General features: G+C 71.6%; 15 protein-coding genes and 1 pseudogene. 11 read left to right on the top strand and 5 right to left on the bottom strand.

Annotation, left to right across the window (positions count from 1 at the left end):
• Window positions 1-173 precede the first annotated feature (173 nt).
• The gene (locus LG634_RS03080) at window positions 174-2,192 is read right to left on the bottom strand and encodes an APC family permease (RefSeq protein WP_226732005.1); all 2,019 of its coding nucleotides are present in this window, start codon (window positions 2,190-2,192) and stop codon (window positions 174-176) included.
• A gap of 223 nt (window positions 2,193-2,415) precedes the next feature.
• Here LG634_RS03080 and LG634_RS03075 point away from each other — a divergent pair, with 223 nt between their 5' ends.
• From LG634_RS03075 to LG634_RS38395, 7 genes and pseudogenes are all read left to right on the top strand, one after another.
• Window positions 2,416-2,559, top strand: a complete 144-nt coding sequence (locus LG634_RS03075; protein ID WP_226732004.1) for a hypothetical protein — start codon at window positions 2,416-2,418, stop codon at window positions 2,557-2,559.
• The gene (gene kdpF, locus LG634_RS03070) at window positions 2,556-2,645 is read left to right on the top strand and encodes a K(+)-transporting ATPase subunit F (RefSeq protein WP_226732003.1); all 90 of its coding nucleotides are present in this window, start codon (window positions 2,556-2,558) and stop codon (window positions 2,643-2,645) included. Before LG634_RS03075 ends, kdpF begins: the two co-directional genes overlap by 4 nt.
• Window positions 2,646-2,653: 8 nt before the next feature.
• Window positions 2,654-4,318, top strand: coding sequence for a potassium-transporting ATPase subunit KdpA (gene kdpA / locus LG634_RS03065; protein WP_226732002.1), 1,665 nt, complete (start codon window positions 2,654-2,656; stop codon window positions 4,316-4,318).
• Window positions 4,315-6,459: a potassium-transporting ATPase subunit KdpB gene (gene kdpB, locus LG634_RS03060; protein ID WP_226732001.1), complete on the top strand. Its 2,145-nt coding sequence runs from the start codon at window positions 4,315-4,317 to the stop codon at window positions 6,457-6,459. The genes kdpA and kdpB overlap by 4 nt, the downstream gene beginning before the upstream one ends.
• 6 nt (window positions 6,460-6,465) lie before the next feature.
• On the top strand, window positions 6,466-7,182 hold the full coding sequence (locus LG634_RS03055) for a potassium-transporting ATPase subunit C (RefSeq protein WP_226732000.1): 717 nt from the start codon (window positions 6,466-6,468) through the stop codon (window positions 7,180-7,182).
• 133 nt (window positions 7,183-7,315) lie between these two features.
• Window positions 7,316-8,002 carry a response regulator gene (locus LG634_RS03050; protein WP_226731999.1) on the top strand — a complete coding sequence of 229 codons (687 nt, stop codon included), beginning with the start codon at window positions 7,316-7,318 and terminating at the stop codon, window positions 8,000-8,002.
• A gap of 36 nt (window positions 8,003-8,038) precedes the next feature.
• Window positions 8,039-8,182, top strand: a pseudogene (locus LG634_RS38395) (ATP-binding protein); the annotation flags it as partial.
• Window positions 8,183-8,242: 60 nt separating this feature from the next.
• On the opposite strand, the gene LG634_RS03045 reads toward LG634_RS38395, so the two are convergent.
• Window positions 8,243-8,536 carry a hypothetical protein gene (locus LG634_RS03045; RefSeq protein WP_226731998.1) on the bottom strand — a complete coding sequence of 98 codons (294 nt, stop codon included), beginning with the start codon at window positions 8,534-8,536 and terminating at the stop codon, window positions 8,243-8,245.
• A 284-nt stretch (window positions 8,537-8,820) separates the two neighbouring features.
• On the opposite strand from LG634_RS03045, the gene LG634_RS03040 reads away from it, so the two are divergent.
• Together LG634_RS03040 and LG634_RS03035 are read left to right on the top strand one after the other, a co-directional pair.
• Window positions 8,821-9,558: an ABC transporter ATP-binding protein gene (locus LG634_RS03040; protein WP_226731997.1), complete on the top strand. Its 738-nt coding sequence runs from the start codon at window positions 8,821-8,823 to the stop codon at window positions 9,556-9,558.
• A gap of 4 nt (window positions 9,559-9,562) precedes the next feature.
• Window positions 9,563-12,499 (top strand): ABC transporter permease, encoded by a 2,937-nt coding sequence (locus LG634_RS03035; protein ID WP_226731996.1) that lies wholly within the window; start codon window positions 9,563-9,565, stop codon window positions 12,497-12,499.
• 24 nt (window positions 12,500-12,523) lie between these two features.
• Here the strand turns inward: LG634_RS03035 and LG634_RS03030 are convergent, their stop codons facing one another.
• Window positions 12,524-12,859 (bottom strand): antibiotic biosynthesis monooxygenase family protein, encoded by a 336-nt coding sequence (locus LG634_RS03030; protein ID WP_226731995.1) that lies wholly within the window; start codon window positions 12,857-12,859, stop codon window positions 12,524-12,526.
• 114 nt (window positions 12,860-12,973) lie between these two features.
• Window positions 12,974-14,032: a tRNA (adenosine(37)-N6)-threonylcarbamoyltransferase complex transferase subunit TsaD gene (gene tsaD, locus LG634_RS03025; RefSeq protein WP_226732156.1), complete on the bottom strand. Its 1,059-nt coding sequence runs from the start codon at window positions 14,030-14,032 to the stop codon at window positions 12,974-12,976.
• 454 nt (window positions 14,033-14,486) lie between these two features.
• On the opposite strand from tsaD, the gene LG634_RS03020 reads away from it, so the two are divergent.
• Complete coding sequence (locus LG634_RS03020) at window positions 14,487-14,963, top strand: tRNA adenosine deaminase-associated protein (RefSeq protein ID WP_226731994.1); 477 nt, start codon at window positions 14,487-14,489, stop codon at window positions 14,961-14,963.
• 643 nt (window positions 14,964-15,606) lie between these two features.
• Window positions 15,607-16,134, top strand: coding sequence for a MarR family winged helix-turn-helix transcriptional regulator (locus tag LG634_RS03010; RefSeq protein WP_226731993.1), 528 nt, complete (start codon window positions 15,607-15,609; stop codon window positions 16,132-16,134).
• A 56-nt stretch (window positions 16,135-16,190) separates the two neighbouring features.
• Here the strand turns inward: LG634_RS03010 and LG634_RS03005 are convergent, their stop codons facing one another.
• Window positions 16,191-16,532: a hypothetical protein gene (locus tag LG634_RS03005; protein ID WP_226731992.1), complete on the bottom strand. Its 342-nt coding sequence runs from the start codon at window positions 16,530-16,532 to the stop codon at window positions 16,191-16,193.
• Between the last annotated feature and the right edge of the window lie 148 nt (window positions 16,533-16,680).

Below are 16,680 nucleotides of genomic sequence, written 5' to 3'. Positions count from 1 at the left end.
TCTGAGGGAGCGGATTCGACCGGGCCGCCCCCGGCCCGCGCGGTGGCGGGCAGAGGCAGCGCAACAGGCAGGAAAATACGGCTCGTTCAAAGCCATCCGGCCCTGCCGAGACCGGAATTGGCGGCATCTTGACGGCGGCGTACGGGACGCATCAGACAGCCGTCAAGAGCACGTCAGAGGGTGTCCCGGCGGGTGTCCGCGTCGCCCCCGGTGCGGACACCGGCGGCACCGGCGGCACCGCCGGCGTCCGCCGTGATGCGGAAGCGCAGGCGGCAGATTGCCGCGTCGGTGTCGCGGCGCACCGCGTGGGCGAGGACCGCGCCGCGCTGGTTCTGGAGGATGCGCTGCCAGAGGTGTTCGGGTTCGGTTTCCGGGATGAGGACCGTCACCTGGGCACCGGGGTGTTCCCGGGCCTGCTCCCGGACGTACGCCGAGACCGGGCGTCCCAACGCGCGGGTGGGCGAGGCGAGTTCGACCAGTCCGACGCCCGGGTTCCACAGTTCCCAGTCGCGGCGCAGGGCGTCGGCGGACCGGCGGTCCTCGGGGGCGGGGTGGGTGACGGTGACGGCGAGGACCTCGTCGCCGAGGGAGCGGGCCGCGGTCAGTGCCCGGCAGGTCAGCAGCGACAGCCCGGACACGGGTACGACGACCAGCGAGCGGATGCGCTGCGGGGGCAGCGGGACCCGGCCCAGCTCCAGGCGTTCGCCGATCTGCCCGTACGCGCGGTGCACCTTCTCGAAGGCGAGGACGAGCAGCGGCAGGGCCACCACGATCAGCCAGGCGCCCTCGGTGAACTTGGTGGCGGTCACGACGACCGCGGACACCCCGGTGAGCAGCGCACCGAAGCCGTTCAGGACGGCCTTCGCCCGCCAGCCGGCGGGGCGGGCCAGCGCCCAGTGGCGGACCATGCCGACCTGGCAGATGGTGAAGCCGACGAACACGCCGATCGCGAACAGCGGCACGAGGGTGTTGGCGTCGCCGCCGGAGAAGACCAGCAGGACTGCGGACACGAGCGCCAGCCAGACCACGCCGTGCCGGTGGACCTGCCGGTCCGCCTTCAGCGCGAACACGTGCGGCAGGTGGTTGTCCCGTGCGAGCAGGGCCATCAGGACGGGCAGTCCGCCGAAGGAGGTGTTGGCGGCGAGTGCCAGCAGCACGACGGTCGCGAACTGGACGACGTAGAAAGCCGTGTTGTGGCCGAACGAGGCGTCCGCGAGCTGGGCGAGGACGGTGACGCCCTCGACCGGCTGGAGGTGGAAGCGGCCGATGAGGACCGACAGCCCGATCAGCATCACGCCGAGCAGCGCGCCGAGCGCGACCTCGGTCCGCTGCGCCCGGCGGGCGGCGGGCGCCCGGAAGGACGGCACGGCGTTGGCGACGGCCTCGACGCCGGTGAGGGCGGAGCAGCCGGCGGAGAACGCCTTGAGCAGGAGCAGCGCGCCGACGGTGGTGGCGCCGTCGCCGAGGGCGGACGCGTGCCCGGCGGCGGTCTCGGTGGACACCGGCCCGTCCCGGAACAGCCCGACCGCGATCATCGCGAGGATCGAGCCGACGAACACGGCGGTGGGGACGAGGAACGCCTTCGCGGAGTCCACGACCCCGCGCAGGTTCACCGCCGTGACCAGCACGAGCACGCCCAGGCAGAGCCACACCCGGTCCCCGTACAGCCCGGGGAACGCCGAGGTCAGCGCGGCGACGCCGGCGGTGACCGACACGGCGACGTTCAGGACGTAGTCGAGGATCAGGGAGGCCGCGGCGACCAGCCCGGTGCGGCGGCCGAGGTGGCGCCTGGCCACCGCGTAGGAGCCGCCGCCGTCCGGGAAGGCGGCGATGACCTGCCGGTACGAGGCCACCAGGACGGCGAGCAGTGCGGCGATGGCCAGCGTCACGGGCAGGGTGAACCCGAGCCCATACGCCCCGGCCGCGGCGAGCACGAGCACGATCGACTCGGGCCCGTACGCCACGGAGGCCATCGCATCGAGCGACAGCGCGGACAGGCCTTGGAGCGCAGTCAGCTTGTGCCGCTCCCCCGCCTCTCCCGCCTCCCCGGGCTCGCCCGGCTCGCCCGCCGCGCCCGCCGCGCCCGCCGTGCCCGCCGTGCCCGCCGCGGCATTCCGGACCCCGGTATCAGGGGGCTCCTCCTGCCCCGTCCCCTGACCGGCGGCGGTCGCTTGTCCTGCGTGAATGGCCATGTCGCTGTGTCCTCCGTGATGAGCAGTGAGCACAGCGTCAAATCCCCGCCCCCTCCCCACCACCCGCCTTACCGGGATCCATACGCCGCTCCGGCCCCTCTTCACGCCCTCCATACGCCGGGCCCGGCGGGCACCGGCGGCGTGCGTATGGGGTGCGTTAAGGGATCCGCTGCGCCCGTATGGAGGTCATCAAGGGTCCGCATGCGGCCGGTGACCTCGCGCTTTGCTGGGTCTCGGCCAGTCCGGCCGATTTTCCGTCTCATCACTTCATCAGGAGCTCACGATGGCCGATCTGGCCTTCGTCGTCACCACGGTCGCGATCTTCGCGCTGGTGGCCCTCATCGCCCGAGGGGTGGCCAAGCTGTGAACGTCGAGAACATCGTCGGCCTCGCCGTGGCCGTCGCCCTGCTCGGTTACCTCGTCCTCGCCCTCGTCAAGCCGGAGAGGTTCTGAGTTCCGACATGAGTCCCCAGACCGCTGGTGTGCTCCAGCTGCTCGCCCTGATCGGCGCGCTCGCGCTGGCCTACCGCCCGCTCGGCGATTACATGGCCCGCGTCTACTCCTCCGAGAAGCACTACAAGCCGGAGAAGTGGATCTACCGGGCGATCGGCGCCAACCCCGGCACCGAGATGCGCTGGCCCGCGTACCTGCGCGGGGTGCTGGCCTTCTCGGCCGTGAGCGTCCTGTTCCTCTACGCGCTGCAGCGGCTGCAGGGTGTGCTGCCCGGCTCGCTGGGCTTCCAGTCCATCGACCCGGACCAGGCCTTCAACACCGCCGCGTCCTTCGTCGCCAACACCAACTGGCAGTCGTACTACGGCGAGCAGGCCATGGGCCACGTCGTGCAGACCGGCGGCCTGGCGGTGCAGAACTTCGTGTCCGCGGCCGTCGGCATGGCGGTCGCCGTCGCCCTCGTACGCGGCTTCGCCCGTTCCCGTACCGGTGAACTCGGCAACTTCTGGGCCGACTTGGTGCGAGGCACCGTACGGATCCTGCTGCCCATGGCAGTCATCGGCGCGCTCGTGCTCGTCGCGTGCGGCGCGATCCAGAACTTCGCCGGAATCCACGAGGTCGGCCAGTTCACGGGCGGCAGCCAGCAGTGGAACGGCGGCGCGGTGGCCTCGCAGGAGGTCATCAAGGAGCTGGGCACGAACGGCGGCGGCTACTTCAACGCCAACTCGGCCCACCCCTTCGAGAACCCGACGCCCTTCTCGAACCTCTTCGAGATCTTCCTGATCCTCGTCATCCCGTTCTCCCTCACCCGCACCTTCGGCCGGATGGTCGGAAACCTGCGGCAGGGCTACGCGATCCTCGCCACGATGGCGGTCATCTGGATCGGTTTCACCGCGCTCATGATGTGGACCGAATTCGCTGGCCACGGGCCGGCGTTCGAGGCCGCGGGCGGTGCGATGGAGGGCAAGGAGACGCGTTTCGGCATCGGCGCCTCCGCCATCTTCTCCGTCGCGACGACGCTGACGTCCACCGGCGCGGTGAACTCCTTCCACTCCTCGTACACCGGCTTCGGCGGCGGCATCCAGCTGCTCGGCATGCAGCTCGGCGAGATCGCCCCCGGCGGCGTCGGCTCCGGCCTCTACGGCATGCTGATCATGGCGGTCATCGCCGTGTTCATCGCCGGCCTGATGGTCGGCCGTACGCCCGAGTACCTCGGCAAGAAGATCGGCACCCGCGAGATCAAGTTCGCGGCCTGCTACATCCTCATCACCCCCGCGCTCGTCCTGTGCTTCACCGCCGCCGCGATGGCCCTGCCCACCCCGGCGAACTCGATGACCAACACCGGCGCGCACGGGTTCTCCGAGATCCTGTACGCCTACACCTCCGGCGCCAACAACAACGGCTCAGCGTTCGCGGGCCTGAACGCCGACACGCAGTGGTTCAACTCGACCATCGGCATCGCGATGCTGCTGGGCCGCTTCCTGCCGATGGTGTTCGTCCTCGCGCTGGCCGGCTCGCTCGCCGAGCAGAAGCCCGTCCCCGAGACGGCCGGCACCCTGCGCACCGACAAGCCGCTCTACACCGGTCTGCTCGTCGGCACCATCATGATCATCACCGGTCTGACCTACTTCCCGGCACTCGCGCTGGGTCCGCTCGCCGAAGGGCTGGCGTCATGACCACCGACGTAAAGAAGCAGGACGCCATGCCCCCGACCAAGGAAGCCGCGCCCACCCGCGCTCCGCACCAGGACGTGCCCACCGGCCACAAGCCGGCCGAGGGCCGCGTGGGCGGCGGCCTCTTCGACCCCAAGCAGCTGCTGAAGTCCTTCCCGGACGCGGTCCGCAAGCTCGACCCGCGCGTGATGGTGAAGTCGCCGGTCATGTTCGTGGTCCTGGTCGGTTCCGTCGTCACGACGGTGCTGGCGCTGAAGGACCCGACGGACTGGTTCGGCTGGGCGATCACCGTCTGGCTGTGGCTGACCACCGTCTTCGCCAACCTCGCCGAGGCGGTCGCGGAAGGCCGCGGCAAGGCCCAGGCCGACACCCTGCGCAAGGCCAAGACCGACACCGTCGCCCGCCGCCTCACCCAGGACGGCAAAAGCGAGGAGTCCGTACCCGGCACCGAGCTGCGCATCGGCGACCTGGTGGTCTGCGAGGCCGGCGACATCATCCCCGGCGACGGGGACGTCGTCGAAGGTGTCGCCTCCGTGGACGAGTCCGCGATCACCGGCGAGTCCGCGCCCGTCATCCGCGAGTCCGGCGGCGACCGCAGCGCCGTGACCGGCGGTACGAAGGTCCTCTCCGACCGGATCGTCATCAAGATCACGACGAAGCCCGGCGAGACGTTCATCGACCGGATGATCAACCTGGTCGAGGGCGCCGCCCGGCAGAAGACCCCCAACGAGATCGCCCTCAACATCCTGCTGGCGTCCCTCACCATCGTCTTCCTGCTCGCCGTCGTCACCCTCCAGCCCTTCGCGGTCTACGCCGGAGCCAAGCAGTCGCTGATCGTGCTGACCGCACTCCTGGTCTGCCTGATCCCGACCACCATCGGCGCGCTGCTGTCCGCGATCGGCATCGCCGGCATGGACCGGCTCGTGCAGCGCAACGTACTCGCGATGTCGGGCCGGGCGGTCGAGGCCGCCGGCGACGTGTCCACGCTGCTGCTCGACAAGACCGGAACCATCACCCTCGGCAACCGGCAGGCCGCCGAGTTCGTCCCGGTCAAGGGCACCACGGCCGCCGAACTCGCCGACGCCGCCCAGCTGTCCTCCCTCGCCGACGAGACCCCCGAGGGCCGCTCGATCGTGGTCCTCGCGAAGGAGAAGTACGGGCTGCGCGAACGCCACCAGGGAGAACTCGGCCAGGCCGAGTGGATCGCGTTCACCGCCCAGACCCGCATGTCCGGAGTCGACGTCGACGGCCGCAAGGTCCGCAAGGGCGCGACCGGATCAGTCGTCGCCTGGGTGGAAGGCCAGGGCGGCCGGGTGGCCGAGGACGCGCAGGCGCTCACCGACACGATCTCGCAGGCCGGTGGCACCCCGCTGCTGGTGGCCGTCGAAGACGCCGACGGCGCCCGGGTCCTGGGCGTCATCCACCTCAAGGACGTGGTCAAGGAGGGCATGCGGGAGCGGTTCGACGAGCTGCGCCGCATGGGCATCAAGACCGTCATGATCACCGGTGACAACCCGCTCACCGCGAAGGCCATCGCCGAGGAGGCGGGCGTCGACGACTTCCTCGCCGAAGCCACCCCCGAGGACAAGATGGCCCTCATCAAGCGGGAGCAGGCGGGCGGGAAGCTGGTCGCGATGACCGGTGACGGCACGAACGACGCGCCCGCGCTGGCCCAGGCGGACGTCGGCGTGGCGATGAACACGGGCACGTCGGCCGCCAAGGAGGCCGGCAACATGGTCGACCTCGACTCCAACCCGACCAAGCTCATCGAGATCGTCGAGATCGGCAAGCAGCTCCTCATCACCCGGGGCGCGCTGACGACCTTCTCCATCGCCAACGACGTCGCCAAGTACTTCGCGATCATCCCCGCGATGTTCGCGGTCGCCTACCCGGGCCTCGACAAGCTCAACATCATGGGCCTGGCCTCCCCCGAGTCCGCGATCCTGTCCGCCGTCATCTTCAATGCGCTGATCATCGTGGCCCTCGTGCCGCTCGCCCTCAAGGGCGTGCAGTACCGGCCGACCAGCGCCGACAGGATGCTCCGCCGCAACCTCGGCCTCTACGGACTCGGCGGCCTGATCGCCCCGTTCATCGGCATCAAGCTCATCGACCTCCTCATCTCCCTCATCCCCGGAATCGGCTGACCCGTCATGAACACTTCCGTGAGCACCACCGCCCGCCTGCTCGGCGCCGGACTGCGGGCGCTCCTCGTCCTCACCGTGATCTGCGGCGTCCTCTACCCGCTCGCCGTCACGGGCATCGCCCAGGCCCTCTTCCACGACAAGGCCAACGGCTCGGAGATCAAGGACAAGAGCGGGCAGGTCGTCGGCTCCTCCCTCATCGGCCAGACGTACCACCTGCCGAAGAAGGACCCGAACGACGCCGAGGAAGCGGCCCGCCCGGACCTGAAGTGGTTCCAGCCCCGCCCCTCCAACGGCCTCGGCACCAACAGCGTCAACACGCAGTACTCGCTGATCCTGTCCGGTGCCACCAACCGCTCCGGCGACAACGGCGCCGTCGGCGGCCAGTGCACCAAGAACGCCGAGGACGGCACGCTGTGCGCCCAGGTGATCGCCGCCAAGGAGGCCGTGATCGCCGACAACTCCACGGCCACGTACACGGTGAAGCCGGCCGACGTGCCCGCCGACGCCGTCACCTCCTCCGGCTCCGGACTCGACCCCGACATCTCCCCCGCGTACGCGAAGCTCCAGATCCACCGCGTGGCTGAGAAGAACGGGCTCGACGTGAAGGCGGTCGAGAAGCTGGTCGCCGACCACACCGAGGGCCGCACCCTCGGCTTCATCGGCGAGCCGCGCGTCAACGTGCTGGAGCTGAACACAGCGCTCAAGGCCCTGACCGGCCCCTGATGTTCCCCGCGGCACGGACCGGGGCCGGCGGGGTGCGCACCTTCGTACCCCGCCGGCCCGCGCCGTACTGCTCCGCTCCGTACCGCTCCGTACCGCTCCGTACCGCTCAACGACGATGGAAGGCTGCACACCGATGACCCGGGTGCTGGTGGTGGAGGACGATCCCCAGCTCGTCCGCGCGCTGAAGATCAACCTCCAGGCGCGCAAGTTCGACGTCGAGCAGGCGTCCGACGGCCGTACGGCACTGCGCCTGGCGGCCGCCCGCAGACCCGACCTGGTCCTCCTCGACCTGGGGCTGCCCGACATGGACGGCGTCGAGGTGATCCACGGTGTACGCGGCTGGAGCCGGGTGCCGATCCTCGTCCTGTCCGCCCGGCACACGTCCGAGGACAAGATCCGGGCGCTGGACGCGGGCGCGGACGACTACGTGACGAAACCGTTCAGCATGGACGAGCTGCTGGCCCGGCTGCGCGCGGCCCTCCGCCGGCAGGCGGGTCCGGCGGCCCGCACCGACGCCGTGACCTCCGTCACGACCGACGGGTTCACCATCGACCTCCTCGCGAAGAAGGTCCACCGGGACGGTGTCGCCGTACGCCTCACCCCGACCGAATGGCACCTCCTGGAGATCCTGGTGACCCATCCCGGCCACCTGGTCTCGCAGAGCCACCTCCTCCTGGAGGTCTGGGGCCCGACGTACCGCGAGAACAGCAACTACCTGCGCGTCTACATGGCCCAGCTCCGGCGCAAACTGGAAACGGACCCCTCCCACCCCCGCTACCTGATCACGGAACCGGGCATGGGCTACCGCTTCGAACCCTGACCCGGGCCGGCCACGGCCCGCCCCGCGCACACACGCACGGGACTCGGGCTCGGCCTCGCCCTGGCCCGCGGACTCACCGAAGCCATGGGCGGCACCCTCGCGCCCGAGGACACGCCCGGGGGCGGACTGACCATGGTGGTCTCGTTCCCTGCCGCCGAACCGGACCCACACCACCGCTGACCCCGCCCACGCCCCCGTCACGCACGGGACACTCCCCGTACGGAGGGCCGTCAGGGGGCTTCAGGCCGCCCTGACGATCCCCCACGGGGTGAATCCCACCGGGCCACCCGCGCGCACGGCCTCCACGGCACTCTGGTGGACGGACCGGCCCGCCTGCGGATCCGGGCAGGCCACGGGGCTCCCGGACAGGTCGTACCACTCGCCGCCGTCCTCGTAACGGACCTCGACACGGGCCTCTCCGGCCTCCCAGACGGTGTGCACGGTCAGCTCGCCGAACAGCGTCCCGCCCTGGTCCGTCAGCACCCCTTCCGGGCCGGTGTAGACCCCGGGTGTGGTCCACGCTGTGTGTTCCATGTCAGCTCGCCTCGTCGGTGCGGAAGGAATCGCGGCAGCACGTCCACCGGCTGGTGCCGTCCATGGTGTCGGCACCGGGCCGGCCGGGACAGGGCCGGGTGGTCCCCTCGCGGGGGGCCGACCGGCCCACTCGGGGGGACGGAACCGCCCGTGGGGCACGCCCCGTCGCACCGTCTCCCGGCCCGGGTGGCTGCGCACCACGGCACCACAAGGGGTCCATCAGTCCCGGTCCGGGGCCTGTTCGGCACTGCCGGAGCCCGCACGGGTGCGGGAGGGTGCTCTCCATGGATACCGATCAGCCGCTCCTGGTCGCTGCCGGGGTGCGCAAGACATACCGGACCGGATCCGTGGCGATCACCGCTCTGCACGACATCGACCTCGTCGTGCGCCACGGGGAGTTGGTGGCGGTGATGGGCCCCTCCGGCTCCGGCAAGACGACCCTGCTGAACTGTCTGTCCGGACTGGACGACATCGACGGCGGCCGGGTCCTGATCGCGGGGCACGACCTCTTCGCCATGACGGACGCCGCACGCACCGAGCACCGGGCGCGCACCATGGGTTTCGTCTTCCAGGCCTTCAACCTCATCCCGGTCTTCTCCGCGGTGGAGAACGTCGAGCTCCCCCTGCTGCTCGTGGGCGTCCGGCCGCACGAGGCGCGACGTCGGGCACTCGACATGCTCGACCGGGTCGGGCTCGGCCACCGGGTGGGACACCGGCCGAGCGAGATGTCCGGCGGTGAGCAGCAGCGGGTGACCATCGCCCGGGCCCTTGCGGGGCGGCCCGCGATCGTCTGGGCGGACGAACCCACGGGCAACCTCGACAGCGCCATGGCCGATCAGGTCATGGACCTGCTGTGCGAGCTCAACCGGGACGAGGGTCAGACGATCGTCCTCGTCACGCACGACAGCATGATCGGCGACCGGGCGCCGCGGCTCATCCGCATGCGTGACGGCCGGCTGGTCGAGGACCTGCACCGGACCCCCCGCACCCGCCGTGCGCCCGCCGACGTTCCCTCGGGCTGACACCATGTATCCGAACATGCTGGCCCCCCTGCTCACCGTCCTCGCCCTGGCGCTCGCGGCCCTCGTGGTGGTGGCCGTCCGGCAGCCGGTCTCCCGGCGGCTGGCCTTCCGCCAGCTGGCCCGGCGGCGCACCGAAGCCGCGCTGGTCATCGGAGGGTCGGTCCTCGGGACGGCCATCATCATCGGTGCCCTGGTCGTCGGCGACACGCTGAACTTCTCGGTGCGCCAGGAGGCGTACCGGAGCCTGGGCCCCGTGGACGAGCGCGTCGTCGCGCCGGCAGGCGCGGCCGGGCGTGCCGTGGCCGAGCGGCTGTCCGCACTGGCCGACGATGCGGACGTGGACGGCGTACTGGCCGCCGAGGTGACTCAGGCTTCGGCCATCGGCCGCCCCGGCGGTCGGCCCGTCGCCGAACCGCGCGTCCTGGCCTGGCAGCTGGACTTCGCCGAGGCAGCGCGCTTCGGCGTGCGGGGCGGGGACCCCGGACTGGGCGGACCTGCCCCGCGGCCGGGCGAGGTGGTGCTCAACGAGCCGCTGGCGCGGTCCCTGCGCCTGGGTACCGGGGACGTGGTCACCCTGTACCTGTTCGGGAAGCCGGGGACCTACCGGGTGGACCGCGTGATGCCCGAGCAGGGTCTCGCCGGCGTGGGACTGGGCGGCCGGCAGAACCGCAACGTGTTCCTCGCACCAGGGACCCTGGACGCTGCCGCCCGGGCCGCCGGGGCACAGCCGCGTTCGGTCGTGTTCGTCTCGAACCGGGGTGGTGTGGAGGGCGGCGCAACCCTCACAGACCAGGTCTCCACGGACATCCGGCGGGTGCTCGGACCGTACGCACAGCAGGCCTCGGTCGACACACCGAAGCACGCCGTCCTGCGTGACGCCAAGCAGGCCGGGGATTCACTGGGCGCGCTGTTCCTGATGATCGGAAGCTTCAGCATCATCGCCGGCGCCCTACTGCTGGTGAACATATTCGTGATGCTCGGCGAGGAGCGGAAACCCCAGATGGGCATGGTGCGAGCGGTCGGAATGAAGCGCTCGCGCCTGGTCGGGTCGTTCACCCTGGAAGGGGCCGCGTACGCGCTGCTGTCCGTGCTGCCCGGGGTGGCCATCGGGGTCGGGGTCGGCTGGGGCGTCGCGGTGGTGGCCGCGGAGATCTTCGAGGGCTGGTCCGTCGGAGGCAGCACCCTCCGCATCGCCTTCGACGTCACGCCCACCAGCATCCTCAACGGGGCGGCCATGGGCCTGCTCGTCGCGTTCGCCGCGATCCTCGCGACCAGCGTGCGGATCAGTCGGTTCAACATCATCGCCGCCATCCGGGACCTTCCGCCGGCACCCGGGCAGCGCCCGCGCCGCACACTGCTCGCCGTATCCACCGCGCTGGCGGTCACGTGTGCGCTCGTGGCCGTCCCCGCGGTGGCGCGCAGCCAGCCCGATGCGACGTACCTGATGCCTGCGCTCGCCCTGGCCTTCGCCACCCCGGCGCTGCTGCGCGCTCTTCCGCGGCACACCGTCACCACGCTGGTCGCGGGGAGCGTGCTTGCCTGGACTCTGCTCGCGCCGGTCCTGCGTCCCCGGATCTTCGACACGCCCTCGATGTCCGTGTACGTGATCCAGGGCGCGCTCGCCGCCTTCTCGGCGGTGGTGCTCGTCAGCGACAACCAGAGGATCCTGGTGCGGCCCCTGCGGCGGTTCCTGGACCGTCCGTCGGAGTCGGGCCTGGCGGCGCGCCTGGCGGTCGCGTACCCGCTGGCCAAGCCGTTCCGCACCGGCGCGACGCTGGTGATGTACACGCTGATCGTGTTCGTCCTCGTCCTGCTGACGGAGATCTCCGGCATCCTCAACGCCGGTGTGGACGGGGTCGTCAAGGACGCGACGGCCGGTTACACCCTCCGTCTCGACTACAACCCACAGGCGGCCGGGGGCCGGCTCCCCGGGGAACTGCGCGAGGGCCCGCACACCGCCAAGATCACGGCCGTCACGCCCTTGCTCAACGCGCCCGGCCGGTCCAGCGACCCCGGCCACCGCACGACGCAGCCCCTCGACACCGCCGTCGTGGGCGTGCCGGACGGTGCGGTCGCGGGGATCACCTTCCGCGAGCGCCTGGCCGGCCTGGAGAACGACACCGCTGTCTGGAGGGCTCTCGCGGACGATCCCCGCTACGTCGTGATCGACGCGTTCTTCGGCAGCTCCGGCGGGCCCCCCGGGGACCGCTTCGGGCCCGGTGACACGCTGGTTCTCACAGATCCGCGCAGTGGGCGCAGCGAGCAGAAGACCATCGCCGCCGTCCTCAGCAACGGCATGGTCTTCTACCCGGGCACGGGGGCGAGTTCGACGGTGTACCCCGTCGTGATGGGCGATCGGGCCATCCGCGCGATGTTCGGATCGCAGGCCCAGAACGCCTCCGCGCTCCTGAGGACAGGGCCCGGAACGTCTCCGGACGTCCTGGCGGCACAACTCCAGGGCGAGCAGCTGTCCGCGAGCCTGGTCGCCACGCCGATCGAGTCCGACATCCGCCGCCAGTTCGATGCCAGCACCGCCTTCTTCCGCCTGATGCAAGGCTTCCTGGCCCTGGGGCTGCTGGTGGGGATCACCGGCCTCGGCGTGGTCATGGTCCGGGCCGTACGAGAACGCCGCCGCACCATCGGCGTACTGCGTGCACTGGGCTTCCGCGCGCGTACCGTGCGGCGTTCCTTCCTGTGGGAGAGCAGCTTCATCGCTCTGGAGGGCATCGTGCTCGGCTCCCTGCTGGGCGTGCTCACCACCTGGCTCATGTACAGCAACAGTGCCGCGTTCACGGGCCTCGAAGGCGGCTTCCCCGTCGAATGGACCAGCATCGGCGCGCTGGCCGCGGCCACGTTCGCCGCCTCGCTCCTGGCCACGATCGGCCCGGCCCGCCACGCAGCCGCCATCCGGCCTGCCCTGGCCGTACGCGTCGCAGACTGAAACGGAACGGGTCCGTCGCCGGGATCATGGCCTGGCGTGAGTGGACCGGACCCGGAAGAGGCGGGGCTGGACGTCGGTGGCGATCATGGCCGCCTGGTCCATGTGGACCTGCGCCCCGGGGTCCCGGCGCATGGCCCAGTAGTGCTCCTCGGATTCCCACTGCGCGTAGTTGATGACGCGCTCGCCGTCCTGACTGGCGTGGAAGTTGGCGCAGATGAAGCCCGGCTGGTGCTTCATCGTCGTCTCGGTGGCGTGCGCCAGCAGGGCGATCAGCTCCTGCTGGCGCTCGGGCGCGACGGTGAAGACGTTGATCAGCGTCGCGACCGGGCGGCTGGAGTCGATATTCACGGTAACGGTCATGACACTATTTCTCCCATTACCAGCAAAAATAATGCAGGATCCTGCATTTTTCACCCGTTCAGGTACCACCCCGCCGGGCCGGACACCTCGGAGCCGGGCGTCCGGCCGCTCCGCTCATGCGACCGCTGCCGCCGGCCGTGCGACCGGGTGCAGGGCGGCGTACTCGAGGGGAGCCGAGGGGTCGATGGACATGTCGAGCTGCGCCGGGTCGGATCCCGCGCGCACCAGCAGGTCTCCGACGGCCGCGATCATCGCGCCGTTGTCGGTGCACAAGGTCAGCGGCGGGACCCGGAGTTCGACGCCCGCGGCTGCGCAGCGCTCCTCCGCCAGCGCCCGCACCCGCGAGTTGGCCGCGACCCCGCCCACCACGACCAGGGTCTTCACGTCGTACGCGCGGCACGCGGCGAGGGCCTTGCGGGTCAGCACGTCGGCGACGGCCTCCTGGAGGGAGGCGGCGCCGTCGGCCAGCGGGATCTCCTCGCCGGACTGCCGGTGCCGCTCGGCCCACCGGGCGGCGGCGGTCTTCAGCCCGGAGAAGGAGAAGGCGTACGGATCGTCGCGCGGGCCGGTCAGCGGCCGCGGGAAGGCCACCGCGCACGGGTTGCCGCCGCGCGCGGCACGGTCGATCGCCGGGCCGCCCGGGTACGGCAGACCGAACACCCGGGCCACCTTGTCGAAGCACTCCCCCGCCGCGTCGTCGACGGTGTCTCCCAGGTGCAGGATCGGGTCGCGCACGAGGTCGCGCACGAGCAGCAGCGACGTGTGGCCGCCGGAGACGATGAGCACCATGCACGGATTCGGCAGCGGCCCGTGCTCCAGCGTGTCCGCCGCCACGTGCCCGGCGAGGTGGTGCACGCCGTACAGCGGCACCCCGGCCGCGTAGGCCAGCGCCTTGGCCCCGGCCAGACCGACTTGGAGCGCGCCCGACAGGCCCGGACCGGTGGTGACCGCGACGGCGTCGAGGTCCCGCAGACGCAGCCCCGCCTGGTCCAAGGCCTCCCGGACCACGGGGCTGAACGCCTGGACGTGCGCACGGGCCGCGATTTCCGGCACGACGCCGCCGAACCGGGCGTGCTCGTCCATGCTCGACGCCACGACGTGCGCGAGCAGCCGCCCGCCGGAGACGATCCCGGCCCCCGTCTCGTCGCACGACGACTCGATGCCCAGCACCACCGGAGCGCCCACGCCCGCCTTCTTTCGCACAGAAACTGCTCTTGCAAGTAATGTGCAATAAGGTACCCGGTCGGCGTGCGCACGTGAGCCGTCCGGCGCCGGGAGGTCCCCACCGGCCCGCCGGACGACTCACGTGGCGTGCGACGGGGGTGCGGCCCGCTGCGCGCCGCCTCCGGACTCCCGCCCGGATCGCGCAGGCCGTAGACAGGGCCAGTGGCCGTGCCCGGCAGCCGCAGCACCGCAGGACCGCGGTCCCGCCTCCGTCGCCGCAACAGAGTGACTGCCACGGACTGGCTTGTTCGCGTTCTTGACGGACTTCTTGCGCTCGGGCAGCGGATTTTGACGCTTTGTTAACGCCTGCACTCCTCGCGGGCAGGAGGGACTCTTGCTCCGTGCGGGCCACACCCGGTCTCCGGGCGGCTACCCCGTGCTCCGACGGGGCACCTCTGGGACCGTGACAGAACACAAGAGCCACCGGTACGCGGTCGCCGTGGTCCGCCGGGACGGCCGCAGGCAGTGCACCCGCCTGGACCGCACCGCACTCACGGGCCTGGACGAGGCGATCGCCGCCGTGCGCGACGTCGAGGCCCCGGACGGCACGGTGTTCGGGTTCTTCAACGCCGACGAGTCGTTCTTCCTGATCCTGCGTTCCACACCGGCGGGAACCGGCCTGCTGCTGTCGGACGCACGGGCCGCGCACCGGCACACGCTCGCCGCCCAGGCCCTCGACGTCCTCGGCACCCAACCGCCAGGCGAGGACGCCCCGGACGCCCGCCCGGCCGGGGACCTGGGCATCGCCGCCGACCTCGGGCTCACGGCCGAGGCGATGGCGGCCGTCCTGGCCCGGCCGGGCGCCCTGCCCGACGACCAGCTGCGCACGATCGCCGAGCAGTGCGGCTTCGCCGACGAGTTCCTGCGCGTGCAGCGGTGACGCGACCGCGCAGCGGGAGCCGTGCGAGAGGCCGGGCTCACGGGCTGCGGACCGGCATGGCGGCGAGCACCAGCGCCCGGGTGTCCGGCCCAGAGCGGTGGGCGAGGAAGACCGCGCAGGCCGGGGCTCTGATGCAGGGCGGTGAGCGGGTTGGCCGGCGCAGCCGCGGTGCCCATCGGGAGTCCCGAACGCCGCAGCAGCGGGACGGTCATGACGCTCCCTCCGACGCCGAGGGAGGCGGCGGCGCCGATGGGCATGCCGGACGCGGCCGGTATCGCGAACGCCCGGCGCCCGGTGGCGCGGACAGTGGTGCGCGGGCGCAGAATCCCCGGGCTGGCGAGCACGTCGGCGATAGTGACCGCCAGGTAGGCCACGAACCCGTGACGGGCGGCGCCACCGGTGATCGCCTCCCGGCTGCGCGCTGCCGAGCCGGTCGGTCGGGATGCCCGCGGCCCAGGCGACCTCCGCGGTGAGGGCGATGGTGGTGACGTCCCTCCGGGAGACGACCGCCCGGTGCCACCGCAGCCGCGGCTCGCCCATCGACTGTCCGGATCGGCCCGCCAGACGTCTTGATCTCAAGTGGACTTGAGGTTCTACGGTGGGCGCGTCCGGGCAACGGCCCGTCGCCACGAGGAGGCACCCGATGGACACCACGCAGCAGTCAGACGCCCGGCTCGCCACCACCCGGCCCACCGACTCCGAGCCCACCGACTCCGAGCCCTCCGACTCCGAGCTCGCCACGGAGCCGGTCGCCTACTGGACCGGGGTCGCCTACCAGGACGTCATCCGGTTCATCCGGCAGCGGCAGGCCGAACTCGGCTTCACCCAGCCGCAGTACTGGATCCTGCGGCACCTCTCGACGGAGGACCTCGCGGCGGACGACGGCGGGATGACCGTGCCCGAGCTGACCGGGGCGATGACGAGTTACCTGCGGCCCGAGGACGACATCGCGGGCGATGCCGAGGCCGTGCTGGAGCGCGGGTGGGTCACCCGGGATGCGGCCGGCCGGCTGCGGATCACCGCGGCCGGCGACCGGGCCCGCGCGGAGCTCAAGTCCCATGCCCCGCAGTGGCGCGCCGAGATCCATGCGGGCATCGACGACGCCGACTACGCCACGACCGTCCGCGTCCTGCGGCGCATGATGCGCAACGTCGGCAGTGCGCTGGTGTGAGACCGGGCTCGCCCAGGCCCCGGTGTTCGTGTACGAGGCGGGCCGGCCCGACCCGGTCAGCCCGCGCGGCGGGCCGCGCGGAAGCGGCGGAGGACCCTGGCGGCCGTGTGGACGAGGAAGACGTTCACGGCGGCGCCGCCGGCCAGGTAGACCATCGGGCCGTACGGGTTGGCCGCCTCGGAAGCACCGCCGTCGAGGAGGGCGCCGACCGGGAGGACCACGAAGGCGGTGACGAGGAGGGAGCCCGGGAAGGCGAGGAAGAAGAGCACGGCCTGGGTGGCGTCACCGTGGGCTCCGGCGATGCCGCGGGCCAGGGACACCGCCGTGATCAGCCCGACGTAGGAGCAGGCGAGGACGGTGGCCTTGCGGCCGGGGCGGGCGGTGCGCGGGGCGCTCATGGGGCGGGGCCGTTCTGGGAGCGGGTGGGGCTCGGGTGCACGGCGGCCCGCGCCCCGGCGAAACGGGGTCACGGGCCGCCGGACGCCCTCGTTGAACACATTATTGAACATGTTCAAGGAGAACGCCATGCCGGGGAGCGGAAGATTC

It is taken from the genome of Streptomyces bambusae, from assembly GCF_020532645.1.
Lineage (GTDB): Bacteria > Actinomycetota > Actinomycetes > Streptomycetales > Streptomycetaceae > Streptomyces > Streptomyces bambusae.
The sequence above is the reverse complement of the archived record's forward strand: the minus strand, read 5'-3'. Positions and strand labels throughout refer to the sequence as shown.

What these genes read in the sequence shown, in the direction of transcription:
- LG634_RS03005 (WP_226731992.1), bottom strand. Translation starts at nt 16,532, where the DNA reads ATGAGCGCCCCGCGCACCGCCCGCCCCGGCCGCAAGGCCACCGTCCTC.
- LG634_RS03055 (WP_226732000.1), top strand. Translation starts at nt 6,466, where the DNA reads ATGAACACTTCCGTGAGCACCACCGCCCGCCTGCTCGGCGCCGGACTG.
- LG634_RS03050 (WP_226731999.1), top strand. Translation starts at nt 7,316, where the DNA reads ATGACCCGGGTGCTGGTGGTGGAGGACGATCCCCAGCTCGTCCGCGCG.
- kdpB (WP_226732001.1), top strand. Translation starts at nt 4,315, where the DNA reads ATGACCACCGACGTAAAGAAGCAGGACGCCATGCCCCCGACCAAGGAA.
- LG634_RS03010 (WP_226731993.1), top strand. Translation starts at nt 15,607, where the DNA reads ATGGACACCACGCAGCAGTCAGACGCCCGGCTCGCCACCACCCGGCCC.
- LG634_RS03040 (WP_226731997.1), top strand. Translation starts at nt 8,821, where the DNA reads ATGGATACCGATCAGCCGCTCCTGGTCGCTGCCGGGGTGCGCAAGACA.
- LG634_RS03045 (WP_226731998.1), bottom strand. Translation starts at nt 8,536, where the DNA reads ATGGAACACACAGCGTGGACCACACCCGGGGTCTACACCGGCCCGGAA.
- LG634_RS03030 (WP_226731995.1), bottom strand. Translation starts at nt 12,859, where the DNA reads ATGACCGTTACCGTGAATATCGACTCCAGCCGCCCGGTCGCGACGCTG.
- LG634_RS03080 (WP_226732005.1), bottom strand. Translation starts at nt 2,192, where the DNA reads ATGGCCATTCACGCAGGACAAGCGACCGCCGCCGGTCAGGGGACGGGG.
- LG634_RS03035 (WP_226731996.1), top strand. Translation starts at nt 9,563, where the DNA reads ATGTATCCGAACATGCTGGCCCCCCTGCTCACCGTCCTCGCCCTGGCG.
- kdpA (WP_226732002.1), top strand. Translation starts at nt 2,654, where the DNA reads ATGAGTCCCCAGACCGCTGGTGTGCTCCAGCTGCTCGCCCTGATCGGC.